The organism is Arthrobacter subterraneus, from assembly GCF_900099735.1.
GTDB lineage: Bacteria > Actinomycetota > Actinomycetes > Actinomycetales > Micrococcaceae > Arthrobacter_D > Arthrobacter_D subterraneus.
On the sequence record NZ_FNDT01000005.1, the window covers coordinates 110,470 to 124,159 of the forward strand.

Annotated in this window: 12 protein-coding genes; 3 read left to right on the forward strand and 9 right to left on the reverse strand. The window is 66.8% G+C overall.

Going from position 1 to position 13,690, the window contains the following annotated elements; all coding sequences use genetic code 11:
* Nucleotides 1-18: 18 nt before the first annotated feature.
* The 5 genes from BLS52_RS07830 to BLS52_RS07850 form a co-directional block, all read right to left on the reverse strand.
* Nucleotides 19-1,401 carry an extracellular solute-binding protein gene (locus BLS52_RS07830; protein WP_090585700.1) on the reverse strand — a complete coding sequence of 461 codons (1,383 nt, stop codon included), beginning with the start codon at nucleotides 1,399-1,401 and terminating at the stop codon, nucleotides 19-21.
* Between the two features lie 218 nt (nucleotides 1,402-1,619).
* A complete protein-coding gene (locus BLS52_RS07835) occupies nucleotides 1,620-2,198 on the reverse strand; it encodes a cupin domain-containing protein (RefSeq protein ID WP_090585876.1) in 579 nt (192 codons plus the stop codon).
* 145 nt (nucleotides 2,199-2,343) lie between these two features.
* A complete protein-coding gene (locus BLS52_RS07840) occupies nucleotides 2,344-3,507 on the reverse strand; it encodes an AI-2E family transporter (RefSeq protein ID WP_090585702.1) in 1,164 nt (387 codons plus the stop codon).
* A 73-nt stretch (nucleotides 3,508-3,580) separates the two neighbouring features.
* Nucleotides 3,581-3,901 carry a DUF202 domain-containing protein gene (locus BLS52_RS07845; RefSeq protein WP_342707437.1) on the reverse strand — a complete coding sequence of 107 codons (321 nt, stop codon included), beginning with the start codon at nucleotides 3,899-3,901 and terminating at the stop codon, nucleotides 3,581-3,583.
* A 7-nt stretch (nucleotides 3,902-3,908) separates the two neighbouring features.
* Entirely contained in the window at nucleotides 3,909-4,310 is a 402-nt protein-coding gene (locus BLS52_RS07850) for a YidH family protein (RefSeq protein ID WP_090585704.1), read from the reverse strand.
* Nucleotides 4,311-4,487: 177 nt separating this feature from the next.
* On the opposite strand from BLS52_RS07850, the gene BLS52_RS07855 reads away from it, so the two are divergent.
* From BLS52_RS07855 to BLS52_RS18475, 3 genes are all read left to right on the forward strand, one after another.
* Nucleotides 4,488-5,630: a VIT1/CCC1 transporter family protein gene (locus BLS52_RS07855; RefSeq protein ID WP_090585705.1), complete on the forward strand. Its 1,143-nt coding sequence runs from the start codon at nucleotides 4,488-4,490 to the stop codon at nucleotides 5,628-5,630.
* A 159-nt stretch (nucleotides 5,631-5,789) separates the two neighbouring features.
* Complete coding sequence (locus tag BLS52_RS07860) at nucleotides 5,790-6,521, forward strand: hypothetical protein (protein ID WP_090585707.1); 732 nt, start codon at nucleotides 5,790-5,792, stop codon at nucleotides 6,519-6,521.
* A 56-nt stretch (nucleotides 6,522-6,577) separates the two neighbouring features.
* A complete protein-coding gene (locus BLS52_RS18475; protein WP_175460115.1) occupies nucleotides 6,578-6,730 on the forward strand; it encodes a hypothetical protein in 153 nt (50 codons plus the stop codon).
* A 66-nt stretch (nucleotides 6,731-6,796) separates the two neighbouring features.
* On the opposite strand, the gene BLS52_RS07865 is transcribed toward BLS52_RS18475, so the two are convergent.
* From BLS52_RS07865 to rfaE2, 4 genes are all read right to left on the reverse strand, one after another.
* On the reverse strand, nucleotides 6,797-8,104 hold the full coding sequence (locus BLS52_RS07865; RefSeq protein WP_217636729.1) for an alkaline phosphatase family protein: 1,308 nt from the start codon (nucleotides 8,102-8,104) through the stop codon (nucleotides 6,797-6,799).
* Nucleotides 8,101-9,747: an alkaline phosphatase D family protein gene (locus BLS52_RS07870; RefSeq protein WP_090585709.1), complete on the reverse strand. Its 1,647-nt coding sequence runs from the start codon at nucleotides 9,745-9,747 to the stop codon at nucleotides 8,101-8,103. Before BLS52_RS07870 ends, BLS52_RS07865 begins: the two co-directional genes overlap by 4 nt.
* A 113-nt stretch (nucleotides 9,748-9,860) precedes the next feature.
* On the reverse strand, nucleotides 9,861-10,727 hold the full coding sequence (locus BLS52_RS07875; RefSeq protein ID WP_090585710.1) for a glycosyltransferase: 867 nt from the start codon (nucleotides 10,725-10,727) through the stop codon (nucleotides 9,861-9,863).
* The gene (rfaE2, locus tag BLS52_RS19045) at nucleotides 10,724-13,642 is read right to left on the reverse strand and encodes a D-glycero-beta-D-manno-heptose 1-phosphate adenylyltransferase (protein ID WP_342707434.1); all 2,919 of its coding nucleotides are present in this window, start codon (nucleotides 13,640-13,642) and stop codon (nucleotides 10,724-10,726) included. The genes BLS52_RS07875 and rfaE2 overlap by 4 nt, the downstream gene beginning before the upstream one ends.
* Nucleotides 13,643-13,690 lie beyond the last annotated feature (48 nt).

A 13,690-nucleotide genomic window follows, 5' to 3' on the forward strand; every position in this document is an offset into this window, starting at 1 on the left:
ATAGAACGACGGCGGCGCCTACTGAGCGCCCGCGGTCGCCTGCTCGTACACCAGCATTGCTGCGGCCTGCGCGTCACCGAGTGCTTCCTCGATGGTCTTGTCACCCGACATCGCCGGAGCCATCGCATTCTGCAGCTCGGTCTGGATCTCCAGCCCGGCCGGTGAGGAGCCGAGGGGAACACCGTTCTCGAGCGCCTGGTAGTAGGTGTCGATCAGCTGGTCGAAGCCCTCGTTGCCGGTGGGCTGCAGGTATTCTTCCTTGATCATCTGGTCCGCGGTCTGCGATCCGGTGAAGATGCCGGTGAAGATGCCGCCTTCTTCCAGGCCGGACACGCGTGCCTCAGCCGCTGCCATCCAGGCTTCGTCCGAGGTGTTGGTGATGGCCCACTTACAGGCGGCCGCCTTGTTCTTGGCGCCCGTTGGGATCACGTAGGACTGTCCGCCGGCAACCGCGATGGCGTCGCCGGCCTGGTTCCGCAGCGGAACACCGGAAATCTCAAGCTGGTCAGCGAAGTCCGAGAGGACATTCGGGTACCACTGGGCGTACAGACCCGCGCCGACCTGGTCAGCGACGAACTGGTTGTTCTCGCCGAAGAAGTCCCAGGTCTGGCCGAAGCTGTAGGCGGTCTCATAGCCGCCCTGCGCGTCGTAGATGTCCTTGAGCCAGGTCAGCGCTTCGATGTTGGCGGGATCATCAAGGGTCGGCTTGCCGGTCTCGTCCATGATTTTTCCCCCGAAGGCGGCAAACCAGACCGGGGCCTGGGACGGCATCTGCGGGTCGAATCCCAGGCGCGTGGGGGTATCGCCGTCTGACTCGTACATCTTCTCGGCGGCAGCGAGAACGGCCTCGGGGTTGGACGTGTCCAGGTCCTCGGCGGTGACGCCGGCTTCCTCCATCACGCGGGTATTGGTGATGATGGACCACGGCTGCCAGAACTGCGGGATGCCGTACACCTTGTCGTTGTAGGTGACGTCCTGGAGCACCGCCGGGTAGTAGTGCTCCTCGGCGTTGACGTCGTGGGTGGTGAAGCAGTCATCAACGGGCTCGATCAGGCCCTTCGCCGCATAGGTCGCCACATACTGGCGGTCCATGACCACGAGGTCCGGAAGGGTTCCGCTGGCGGCCTGCGCGGCGAACCGCTGGGGATCGAAATTGCTCTCATTGATCTCGACTGTGACGCCATCCTCTTCGAGGGCGGCAGTGGCAAGGTCCGCCCGGGATGTTGCCACCTCGTCACCGAGGGTAAAGCCTCCGGTGGTGAGGGTCCCTGAGAGTTCCGCTCCGTAGTCCACCGCCTCGGCCGTATCGGCGGCGCCCCCGCCTCCTCCGCCACAGGCGGTGGCGGTGAGTGCGATGGCCGTAGCCGCCGCAAACCCTGCAGCTGTCCGAGAAGTCTTCATTGCTCCAGTCCCTTTCCAAGCTAGCGCGCCGGCTCCGGCGCGGGCGGATCGTCGAGGCACCGAGGCATTCAACCGGCACCTGCAAACTGGCCTTGTTGGCGGCCACAACAGCTGCCGGTCGGTCCAGACCGGCATTGTTCGATCAGTATTCCATAAGCCCGCTTGGCATCCCGGTAATAATTGGACACCGCTCTGCCACGCCGGATGCTTCGCCGGCGTTAGCCGCGTGAAGCCGCCGGAACCAGGGTCCAGAGAACCACCGCTTCCGCATCCGAGGGGTTGAGCCAGGTGTGCGGTTCCCTGCCGGGAAAGGTGATGGTATCGCCGGCTTCCAGCTGGTAGCGGTCGTTGGAAAAGATCAGCTCGAACCTGCCGGCGATGATGTGCAGGGTCTCCACTTCGCAGTCCACCGAATACAGGTCCGATTCACCCTTGCCATAGGGCTCAATGACGGCACGGATCATCTGCAGACGACGTTCGGAGCGGGCTGTCAGCAGACGCTCGTTGATGCCTTCCCCGCCGAGGCTGATCCTCGGCGCTTCGTCCAACCGGGTCAGGTGCGTTTCGGGGACGATGAACAGGTCCCCGATCGAGATCGACAGAACCTGGCAGAGCGTGACGAGGGAAGCGACCGACGGCGATGTCAGGTCCCTTTCCACGCGGCTGAGGAAGCCCTTCGTCAGGCCGGTGGAGTCGGCCACCTGCTCGATGGTCATGCGCTGCGCCTGCCGCGCAGAACGGATCCGGGACCCGATCGCCACCGGTGCATTACTGGGTTCTACTGGCAGAGCCTTCATGGTTTCCTTCCGCGGCGGCTGATTCCCGAGCATACCGAAGCTGTCCGCACAGTCGTCGCCGGTGTCAACCGCCACAAAAACGTCCCGCAGGTGCAGGGCCGCCGGTTCGAAGCGGCAGTCCTGCACCTGCGGGACGTTTTTGGGCTTATGGGTCGCCCACGTTGCTGTCCGCCGCGTCCGCGTCCACGGCATCCGCGTCCGGCCCGTCCGAGCCCGGTTCCCGTGCGTCCAGGCCCGGGTTGTCCTCACCCGTCCACACCTTGATCGCTGCCCAGGCCACGGCGGCTACCGGAACGGAAAGAATCGCCCCGATGATCCCCGCCAGGATGGTGCCGGCGGTCAGCGCCAGCAGAATCACCAGGGGATGGATGCTCAGGGAGCGGCCCATGACCACCGGCTGCAGGAAATTCCCCTCCAGCTGGTTGACCACCACGACGGCGAGAATCACCATCAGCGCCACGAAAGGCCCGTTGGCCACCAGGGCAACCAGCGCGGCGAGCGCTCCGGCAACAGTGGCACCCACCAACGGCACGAAGGCGCCGACGAAGACGATCACGGCAAGGGGCAGCGCCAGCGGCACACCGAGGATAAACAGGGCAAGGCCGATGAAGACCGAATCGACCAGGGCGATGATCGCCGTCCCGCGGACATACCCGCCAAGCACCTCAAGGCTTCGGAATCCCACCAGACGGGCCTTGCGGAGCCTCTCCCCCTTGAAGCCGCGCAGCATGAACGCCCAGATCCTGTCGCCGTCCTTCAGGAAGAAGAAGAGGATGACCGCCATCAGCAGTACACCCGTGATGAAGGTGCCGGCGGCGGTGAGGCCGGAGAGCGCCGTCGATCCCGCGGTCGCGCTCGTCGCGAAGTCAACCAGCGCCTGACGCGCCTCCTGGATCTGGGCGTCGTCCACCGGCAGCGGACCGGTGCGGATGAATTCGTAGACCTGGTCGAACCCCTCATTCGCGCGGGACACCAGTTCATCGAACTGGCCGCGCACCGCGAACACTATGCCGGTCACAACACCGCCCAGCACACCGAGCAGCAGGAGGAAGGCAAACGCCGTGGCGAGTGCACCCGGCCAGCCCTTGCGCCGCAGCATGTTGACGAGCGGGCTGATGGCAGCGGCCAGGATAAGCGCCAGGAGCAGCGGGATGACCAGCAGGCGCACCTGGATCAGCGCGTACACCGACACCACCAGCGCCGCGATGAGCAGCAGCAGCTGCGCGCTGCGGATGCTCGCGCGGCCCAGGCCGTCTTTCCACGGGCTCGATCGGTATTGTGCTGCACTGGTGTCGTCTCGGTACTCCACGGGCGCTTCTTTCTTGCTGGGAGAGGAGCCTGCCGGGCGCAGGCGCGTTCGCTACTACCCTACGTGCCGGTCTTTAGAGGGGCAGGAACAGCACTGTGTAGATTCCCAGCGCGCCCATGGCGGCCACCGCCAGCGAGGTGCACACCACCGCGACGACGTCGGCGTCCACCTGTCCCCGCGACACCCCGGCGACGCTCCGCGCATACCGTCGGCGCTGGCTTCCATAGATCCCCATTGCTGCGGCCAGCGCTGACGCCACCAGCGCGACGGCAAACCACCCGTGGTCCGGCACCCACCGCAGGAACAACAGGCTCGAGCCGACCAGCGCTGTCAGGGTCCTGCCCCAGGCCAGGGACGTCCGCTCCGGCTGTAATCCCGGGTCCCGGTCCAGCACGGTCAATTCAGGTGCCCCTCACCAGCACAAAAACGACGACGACGGCGGCAACCGCCGACCCGCCCAACGCCAGCAGCGGCGCCAGGAACGGCAGCGGCAGGGGGGTTCCGTGGCGCATGGCGCGCTCCACGTTGATCCACCGGAAACAGGCCACCGAGGAGATGACCATGGCGAGCAGGAGCAACAGTACCGCGAGGGTGGTGCGCAGCTCGGGAACGAAGATGTCGGTAGTGAAGGCCTCCACGGCGATCCCGCCGGCCATCAGTGCAAGCGAGGTGCGGATCCAGGCGAGGAACGTGCGCTCGTTGGCGAGGGTGAATCTCGCGTCGGGTTCGGTTCCCCCGCGCAGGACGCGCCGCGCGAGGCCGCTCCGGCCGCCGCCGTCGTCATCATTCCGTGTGGTATCCACCGCTTCATCCTAGCCAGAGGGCGGTCGGGCATCGGGAACGGGTAGCATGAGTGTTTGCGAAGGGGAGTAGTTCCGGAGTGTGTGCTCCGCGGCCTGTCGACATACTGGCACTCAGTGATGATGCCCGGCAGTCCACCGCGTCAGCGGCGAACGAGACCTTCGGCCATAAGTTAGTTGATGGCCGGAGCCCCAAGAGCCCTGGCCGTGGAATATCAGGAGCCGGCTTTGACCCCCCAGGGAACGCGAACACCCGCCGATATCAAGCGTTGGCGCCAGTATCTGGCGGACGAGCGTGCGGAAGCCGCAACCTACCGCTACCTCGCGCGGAAGCGCGGCGGCGAGGAGCGGGACATTCTTCTGGCGCTCGCCCAGGCGGAAGGCCGGCACGAACAGCACTGGCGCGCCCTGTTGGGGGACGACGTCGGCAAGCCCCTTCGCCCGTCGCTGCGGAACCGGGCGCTTGGCTTCCTTGCCCGGCGGTTCGGCTCGGTCTTTGTGCTCGCGCTGGCGCAGCGGGCGGAGGGCCGCTCCCCCTATGCTGCGGATCCGTCGGCCACCAACGCCATGGCAGCCGACGAGCAGATCCATGAAGAGGTTGTGCGCGGCCTCGCAACGCGCGGGCGCAACCGGCTCTCCGGCAATTTCCGGGCTGCGGTGTTCGGTGCGAACGACGGCCTGGTGAGTAATCTCGCCCTGGTCATGGGGATCGGCGCCACAGGGGTTTCCAGCGCCTTCGTGCTGTTCAGCGGCATTGCCGGGCTGCTCGCAGGGGCACTGTCGATGGGAGCCGGTGAGTACGTGTCGGTGCGCTCCCAGCGGGAGCTGCTGACGGCGTCGCGCCCCACACAGGTCACTCTGACCGCCGCCAAGGAGCTCGATATCAACGCCAATGAACTGGTGCTGGTCTACCGTGCCCGCGGGATGTCCCCGGAGGCGGCCGAGCACCGCGCGGCAGAACGTATGGGGAGGTTCAGCTGCGACTGCGATCCGAGCCTGTCCCTGCAGCCGGAACGCACGGAACCCCGGGATGAGCATGAGAGCGTCGGCAGTGCCATCGGCGCCGCGGCGTCCAGCTTCTGCTTCTTTGCCTCGGGGGCCATCATCGCCGTCCTTCCCTACATCTTCGGGCTTTCGGGCATCTCGGCGATCGTAACTGCCTGCGTGCTGGTGGGGCTGGCGCTGCTGGGGACGGGGGCCATCGTCGGCCTGCTGTCCGGTGCCTCGCCGCTGAAGCGGGCGCTGCGGCAACTCGCGATCGGGCTTGGAGCCGCCGGCGCAACCTACCTCCTGGGGCTCGCGTTCGGAGTCTCGCTGGGCTGAACTGCTGGGCCGTAGATAACGGTTCGCTCACGTGACCGTTTCGTGCTGTCAGTAATGCAGACCAGGCGGTAGCGTCCAATGCGGGGGATGCGGCACTGCAGGGTTCTTGCGAGGCGATTCTCCGCCAGATTCGATCCGCTTCCTCACGAAAGTACGCCCTTGTCCAAGCTGCCCTCCATTATCACCCTCGCCACGATTGCCGCCCTCCTCGCGGGCTGTTCCAACGCTGCCAGCGAGCCGTCCGCCGAGTCCGCCTCGCCGTCTGCTGCGGAGTCGGAGTCAGCTACACCGTCTGCTGAGCCGACCGCCGAAGCGACTGCCGAGGAAACCAGTCCGGCTGAACCCGAGGAGTCTGCTGAACCGTCGGCCGAGCCGAGCCCCGAACCGGCGTCGGAACCTGCCGCGGAGGCTCCTGCTGAGCCGGCACCGACTCTCGAACCGCTGCCGGCGGGCCCGAATGACCCGTTCGTGCCACCGCCGCATGGTGAGCCGAACCCGCTCGCACCGGTCACGCCCGGCATCCCGGGAGTTCCGCACTCCAGCCGGGAATACTTTGACTGGGTGAAGGTCACCCCGGTGCAGGGCGACGTTGAGACTGCTCCAACGGCAACCATTCGGCAGGGCGAGACGCTGGCCGTCATGGGGGACGGGTATGCGCCGGGTCAGAGTGTTTACGTGATGCTCGGCTGGCCCTACACCGACTACAACTACATCGAGGAGCCGGCCACCGCGGTCGCCGACCAGAACGGCTACTTCATCTACCCGATCGTCATCGGGACCAACGTGCCGCCTCGCGACTACGTCGTGATGACAAAGCCCCGGGGTGCTGACGGGCGCTTCGATGAGAGCCAGAAACGCTACCACAACCTCATCATCACGGCCGCAGAGTAAGGTCTTCGATTCGGCGCTTCGCCAGGCTGGCAGAATAAGAACTCTTTGGGGGACCCATGATGCTCGAACCTTCACCCGTCCTGCTGTTGATCTACGTCGTCATCCCGGCACTGCTCAGTGCACTGGTGCTCTACGCCGTCGTTCGCTTCGGAGTGAAGCACGGCATGCGCGCCTACTACTCCGAAGTGGGACGCAAACCCGGCGACTGAAGAGCTATCCGGGGCGGCTCGCGACCGGCCGGCGGCGCGCCGTTGAAACAATGCCCGCGCCGCGCCTCAACCCGTGAAGGCGCTGCTCCGTGCTGTGCCGTCATACCCGCCGGCAGGGGCATTCATCCCGAACAGGAAGCCCAGCGTTGGTGCAACATCGATGGTCCTCGCCTGCTCGGACGAGACAACCCCGGCCCGTACGCGCGGGCTGCCACCGCTGATGAAGAACGGAATGGGTTCCGTCGCGGGATGCCCGTGGTTGCCGGGAATCGGGTTGGACACCACATACGGATCGGAGAAGCGCCAACCCGCCCGACAGGTGGCGATCAGGTCGCCCGCTTCCGGTCCGAGGCGGAGGCTCGACGGGTCGGCTACTGCCAGCACCCCGGGATGCGCGGCGACCAGGCTGGACACCTCTGCCAGTCCTGAATCCCTGCTTGCTGCAGGCCCGGTCCAGTAGAGCAGGTCCGCTCCCCCATTCTGGGCGATGACTACCTGCGAGCGCAGGTCCTCGCGCTCCCTGAGGATCAGGTCCACCGAGATGACGTTGGTGGGGATAGACCAGTCCATCGAATGGTCCGCCAGCACCAGCAGCACGCTGGTGTCCCATTTCCCGGTGGCGGTGAGGTGGTCGATGAAGCGGCCGACCTGGCGGTCCGTCGACGCGAGCGCCGCCGTGCGCGCCGCCTGCAGCGTGGTTCCGCTCAGGTCGCTGTGTCCCATGCGGTCAACATCGCCCAGATTCGTAAAGACAAGGTCCGGGTCAGCCGCGTCCACCATGGCGATGATGGCATCCATGGTGGCAGCGTCCGGTGCATGCCCGCTCACAGGGACGATCGGCGCCGGTTCCCACCGGTACGTCGCCCGTTCCCCGAAAATCCCATACAGGTACTCCTTGCTGAGCACCGTTCCGGTGGTCCGGCCGGCCTGGTTGAGCCGTTCGATGATGGTTGGGAACCGGAGGTCCGTCGGGCGGTCCAGGTCGCGCTGTACTCCCTCGGCCCTGTCATAGATCTTGTTGGCGGGCACGCCGGTGCGGTCGGGACGCGCGCCGGTCATCATCATCACGTGGTTCGGGATGGTCTCCATGACGGGCAGCGAGCGGGCCGCCGGATAGGTGGTGCCGGACCCGCGGAGCGCCGCAAGCCTCGGAGTGAGGGCGGGCGTTATCTCGTCGGGACGGCAACCATCGACGACCAGTACGTACGCCCGGACGCGCTCCTGCGGGCCTTTCGGCTTCGCCCACGCGGCACCCGGCGCACCCGAAAGAATGACGGCGGCGCCTCCCATAGCGCCCCAGCGGAGGATCTGCCGCCGCGTGGCTTCCTGGTTCACGGACAGCGGTCCGTTCACCGATGATGAGGTGTTGTTCATGCCTGTCCTCCTGCCGGGGTTACCTTCTGGGTGCCCGCTGCTACCTGCCATGACTGGCTGCGCGCAACAGTGGAGCGTGGATCCGTCCGTTCGGTGAGGACGTACCAGTCCATCCGGAGCCCGGCCGGGGTCACATTGAGCACTGAATAGCCGTGAGAGTCGAAGTCGAGGTATTTAACCTGCGGGTTGTTGGCCTTGAATGCTGATTCGACCGACAGGGAGGCCGTCCGTGGCGGCACCCGCAGGATGTCGTCCAGGTTGTCGCTGGTGACGGAAGTACAGACCAGTTCCACTCCGACTGAGTTGCCGTTGACCGGGTACGTTGCAGGATCTGCGGGCAGGTCGCAAGCCCAACCGGAGTGGATGTCGCCGGTAAGGAAAACGGTGTCGCTGATGGCCCGGTCCCGGAGGTGCCGCAGCACCCGGGACTGGTCTGCGGCGTAACCGTCCCACTGGTCCACGTTGTAGGGGACACCATCAATGGTTGTGGTGCCCAGGAGCTGCTGCATCGCACCCAGTTCGGCCGTGCTGAGTGTGGAGGGGAATCGGATGGGGGTGATCATGACTGGGTTGCCGACCAGCTTCCACTGGGCGTCCTGCGACGACAAACCGTTCAGGAGCCAGTCCATCTGCGCCTCGCCGGTGATGCTGCGCGCCGGATCATCGACAGCCGGATCGGTCGGCCCAGAGGCCTGCTCGTCCCGGTAGGTCCGCAGATCCAGCATGGAGAGACTGGCCAGCGAGCCGAAGGTGAGGCGGCGGTAAAGCTGCCCGCCGGCGTCGTACCTCACCGGCATCCACTCCGCATACGCTTGCTGCGCTGCTGCCCGGCGTGCCTGCCACGCGCCTTCCGTCCCTTCGGTATGGTTTTCCGCGCCGCCGGACCAGGCGTCGTTGGCGGACTCGTGGTCATCCCACGTGACAACAAACGGCGCTACTGCGTGGAGCGCCTGAAGATCGGCGTCCTGCTTGTACTGCGCGTGGCGGCGGCGGTAGTGCTCAAGGACCGTCATCTCGATGGCCGGATCGTGTGGACGGACGACGACGTCACGGGCCTGATATTCACCCGGCGCGTACTCGTAGAGGTAGTCGCCCAGATGGAGGACGAGGTCCAGGTCCGGGTGTGCGGCAAGGTGCCGATAGGAGGAGAACCAGCCCGCCTGCAGGTTGGCGCAGGACACCACTCCGATGCGCAGACCGTCGACCGGCGCACCGCTGGCAGGGGCCGTACGTGTCCGACCCACCGGTGATACCACTTTTCCCATCCTGAATCGGTACCAGTAGGTCGTTGCAGGCTCCAGGCCGGTGGCGTCGACCTTGACCGTGTGGTCGCGCCAGGGACCGGTGGCGGTGCTGCCGCGCGAAACGATGCGGCGGAACTCCGGAGAATTCGACACCTCCCAGGTGACCGTGACCTCCGGACCTGCGCCGGAACCCGGCAGCGATTCGTTGCTCGGGGTCACCCGGGTCCACAGGAGAACGCCGCCGGGCAGCGGGTCACCCGAAGCTACACCGTGGCGGAAGGGGCCGGCCGTTACCGGGGCGGACAGTGCGGAAGGGGCGCCGACGGAAGCGGTGGCCGCTCCCACAACTGCAACGGTGCCGGCAGCACGCAGGACATCACGACGGGTGAAAGGGGACATGTCTCAATTAGATAACGGAAAAGCTACCGGGCAGTAACCGAAAAGCGATGTGCGACGGATCGTTTCCATAAAATTCATCCGCCGTTCAGGCTGCAGCCCACGGGACCGGCTTCCTAGTGCCTCTCTACCCCGAGCACGACGCCGGCCGCATCGGTCGCACGGTCCGGAACCGTGGTCGGGGACTCCAGATGCACCGCTCCGGAGGGCAGGATCCCGGCACCCCCGAAGCGTTCCATCACCCGCCACTGCGCGGTCACGTCTTCCCCTGCATGGTTCGGTGGAAGGCGGTCCCAGAAGTCGAACCCGCCGCACTCCACCAGAGCCGCCCGGTTGAACAGGACGCACCCTCCCACCCAGGCCACCTTGTACAGCCGCCAGTCCCCGGGCGCGAGGTCCAGTTCCGCCGCGGTGTGCGTCAGGTTGGCGGCGTTATGCAGCGGCCACCTCTCGAAGGACGGGCGGTCGGGGCGCACCTGCTCGGGATGCACTCCGTGTTCCCAGAACTCAAGGCTGTGGCGTTCATGCTCACGACGGTCGTCAAGGTAGGACAGTCCCTGCACCGCCGCACCCACAAGACCGCATCCCGCGTCCCTCAGCGCTGCATGCATACGCGCAATCATCCCCGGCTCGAGCCAGACGTCGTTGTCCAGGAACAGCACTTCGGGTGCGCTTGACCGTTCCAGCAGGAATTGCCGCTGCTGCGCCACTCCCCGCCGAGGCAGGTTGCGCTCCAGAGTGACGGCGCGTCCCTGCACACGGAGAACGCGGATCATCGCCGCCACCGCCGGCTCGTCCCACACCGGTTCAGCGTCACTCTGGTCGCTCAGGATCACCGCGAAGTCCGGACCATCCTGGGCAGCGAGCCCGGAGAGAGTGACCGCCAGCTCGGCTGCACGGTTATACGAGGGAACGAGCACCTCCAGCGACGGCTCCCCAGCGGGAGCATTCCGCCCCCACTCCCCTGACCACCGGCGGCTCATGGCGCCGAGGTGGGGGTAGCCGGAGCGGTCCGGATCTTCTCGACCACAGCCGTCGTCGACCGCTCCGGAACATAATCGAGGATCCGCACCACCCCGCCGCACCGCTCCACCACCGGTGCCTCCTCCAGCATCTGCGACGAATAGTCCCCGCCCTTCGCATAGACGTCCGGCCGCAGCGCCTCGATCAGCGGCACGGGAGTGTCAGTGTCGAACGCGGTCACATAATCCACACAGCTGAGAGCAGCAATGACGCCGGCGCGGTCGGCCAGCGTGTTGATGGGCCGGTCCGGCCCCTTCAGGCGCCGTACGGAATCATCACCGTTCAACGCCACGACGAGCACGTCACCCAGTTGCTTTGCCTGGGTCAGATAGCGGGTGTGGCCGCGATGCAGCACATCAAAGCAGCCATTCGTCAGCACGATTCCGCGGCCCTGCTCCCGTTCAGCAGCGACACGCGCCAGCAGCTCATCGAGCGGGAGGACTGCGGAGGAAAGTCCCCCGAGATACTGGACCAGATCGCTCGTGGAACACACCGAGGTCCCGGGCCTGCCGACCACCACGTCAGCCGCGGCCTGCGCCAGATCCAGCGCCGCCGTCATCGGCATGCCCGCCGCCCGCGCCGCCGTCAGGCAGGCCACAAAGGTATCCCCCGCACCCGATGCCTGCTTCTCCGACGCCGGCCGCGCCCACGTCCGGTGCGCCTGCCCCTCCGGTGCCAGCAGCACGGTGCCGTCCCGGTCCAGGGTCACGACGACGGCGCCCGCCTGCGTCGCCGCGAAAAGCTCCTCCCGCCGCTCCGTCACCAGCGCGGCACGGTCGTCCGCCGCTGCCGTCGGGAGACTGACGCCGAGGAGCCGTGCAGCCTCCTGGGCGTTCGGCGTGACAATGGCCGGCGCCAGCTCAGACCAGGGACAGGGATCGTGCGCATCGACAACCGTCAACGCGCCGCCGGAGTGCTCCCGCACAGCCTCCCGCACGGCCGGCCCCAGGGCACCGGAACCGTAATCGCAGACGACGACGGCGGCGCTGCCGGACAGCGCGGCAGGAACCGCTGCTGCCATGGCGGCGACCGCCCCCGCCGGCGGCTCGCCGTCCTGGTCATCCAGGCGCAGCATCACCTGGTCCCCGCCGATGATCCGGTTCTTGGTGGTCGTCCGGACCTCCGCTGCAGTGACGAGCCCGGAAGTGTCCACCCCGGCGTCGTCGAGCAGTATGCGAAGCCGGGCACCGGCGTCGTCGGTTCCGATCAGGCCCACAAGCCGCACCCGCGCGCCGAGGGCAGCAAGGTTCATGGCGGTGTTCGCCGCGCCGCCCGGCGCATACTCGCGGCGCTTCAGATCCACCACTGGCGCGGGAGCCTCACGGCAGAACCGTTCAATGCTGCCGCTCCACCAGCCGTCCAGCATCACGTCGCCCACGACGGTGACCACGGGCGCCACTCGGGCGAGCTCGGCCGGCACCCATTCCGTGAGGCCGCGGGCTTCAGACAATGCCGTCATGGCCGTCCCCCCTTTCCTGGCGCCTCGATGTGCACCACCTTGACGGTGCAGAACTCGTCCAGCAGTTCCGGCCCGTACCCGAAGCCGTCCCCGGCTTTCCCTCCGCGGCTGGGCCGAACCCCCCGGAGCGCCGCCGAAGACGGCGTTGACCTTCACCGTGCCCACCTTCAACGCCGCGACAGCCTTCTGCGCATTGCCGATGGAGCCGGTCAGGATATTCGCCGCGAGCCCGTACCTGCCGGAAGCAGCCAGTTCCAGTCCCTCGTCGAAGCTGCCGACACGTTGAACCGGTGCCACCGGACCGAAGGACTCCTGGCTCATGATGTCCATCTGGTCCGAGCAGTTCAGCAGGACGGTGGCGGGGTAGTGCGCGCCGGGTCCATCCGGGATGGCGCCACCCTCCACTGCCTCGGCTCCCCTGTTGAGCGCGTCCCGGACCTGGCCGTGCACAGTCTCACGCAACCGCCGGTCGACGAGCGGGGCAAAAATTCCCGACTCGTTGCGCTTCCGTGCCTCGCCGGCCAGCGCTCTGCAGAAGTCATCAGCGATGGCCTCGTGAACGTAAATGCGCTCGACGGCCGTGCAGATCTGGCCGCTGTTACTGAACGCACCGATGGCAGCCTGCTCCGCTGCCCAGACAGGATCGACGTCGGAGTCCACGAGCAGCGGATCGTTCCCGCCGTTCTCCCGGATCACGTGCGCCCCGGTCAGCACGGCGGCACGGGCTATGCGGGCACCGGCAGCACTCGACCCGACGTGCGCAAAGACGTCGACCGCGCCCTCCGTCAGAAGCATCCCTCCGACATCGGCGCCTCCCGTGAGTGTGGTCAGAACACCCGCAGGGAAACAGGGCGACAGAATATCGCCGAGCAGCCTGCCAAGGTGCGGGCAACGTTCACTGGGTTTATGGATAACCGTGTTGCCGGTGACCAGGGCGGCACCGAGCAGCCCGGAGGCAACCGCAACCGGATCGTTCCAGGGGGTGAGCAGCACGGCCACGCCGCGGGGCTCCGACAGCGTGTAGTCGGAGGCAAGGACGGAGCCCCGGAGGCTGTGGCCGCGGTGGAGTGGGCCTACTTCCGCGTACTGCTCAAGGGTTGCCGCTCCGGTTTCGATGCCAGCCAGGGCCTCCTCCCGCGGCCGCCCGGTTTCCCTGCTGTTCAGCTCCGCAAGGTGGTCCGCATCTGCCCGGAGTGCTCCGGCAGCCGCTTTGACCATCTGCGCACGTTCGGCCGGCGCCAGTGCCGCCCACTCGGGCTGCACTGACTGCGCCAGCCGGACAGCAAGGGCGACCTGCTCCCGTCCGGCGCGCTCCACCGTTCCCACCTCGCTCCCGTCACGGGGATCCACGATGGTGATGGACGATCCTTGTTCAGCAGCACTTCCGCGGGTCATTGTCTCGGGCTCGCTCGTCATTGCGCTCCTTGTCTGGCAGCGATTGCTTCGTGCCAGAGGAGTACCCAC

Bases quoted from the DNA above. Each gene is read 5' to 3' on its own strand.
- BLS52_RS07870 (WP_090585709.1), bottom strand. From the start codon at position 9,747: ATGTCCCCTTTCACCCGTCGTGATGTCCTGCGTGCTGCCGGCACCGTT.
- BLS52_RS07855 (WP_090585705.1), top strand. From the start codon at position 4,488: ATGGCCGGAGCCCCAAGAGCCCTGGCCGTGGAATATCAGGAGCCGGCT.
- BLS52_RS07835 (WP_090585876.1), bottom strand. From the start codon at position 2,198: ATGAAGGCTCTGCCAGTAGAACCCAGTAATGCACCGGTGGCGATCGGG.
- BLS52_RS07875 (WP_090585710.1), bottom strand. From the start codon at position 10,727: ATGAGCCGCCGGTGGTCAGGGGAGTGGGGGCGGAATGCTCCCGCTGGG.
- BLS52_RS07865 (WP_217636729.1), bottom strand. From the start codon at position 8,104: ATGAACAACACCTCATCATCGGTGAACGGACCGCTGTCCGTGAACCAG.
- BLS52_RS18475 (WP_175460115.1), top strand. From the start codon at position 6,578: ATGATGCTCGAACCTTCACCCGTCCTGCTGTTGATCTACGTCGTCATC.
- BLS52_RS07830 (WP_090585700.1), bottom strand. From the start codon at position 1,401: ATGAAGACTTCTCGGACAGCTGCAGGGTTTGCGGCGGCTACGGCCATC.
- rfaE2 (WP_342707434.1), bottom strand. From the start codon at position 13,642: ATGACGAGCGAGCCCGAGACAATGACCCGCGGAAGTGCTGCTGAACAA.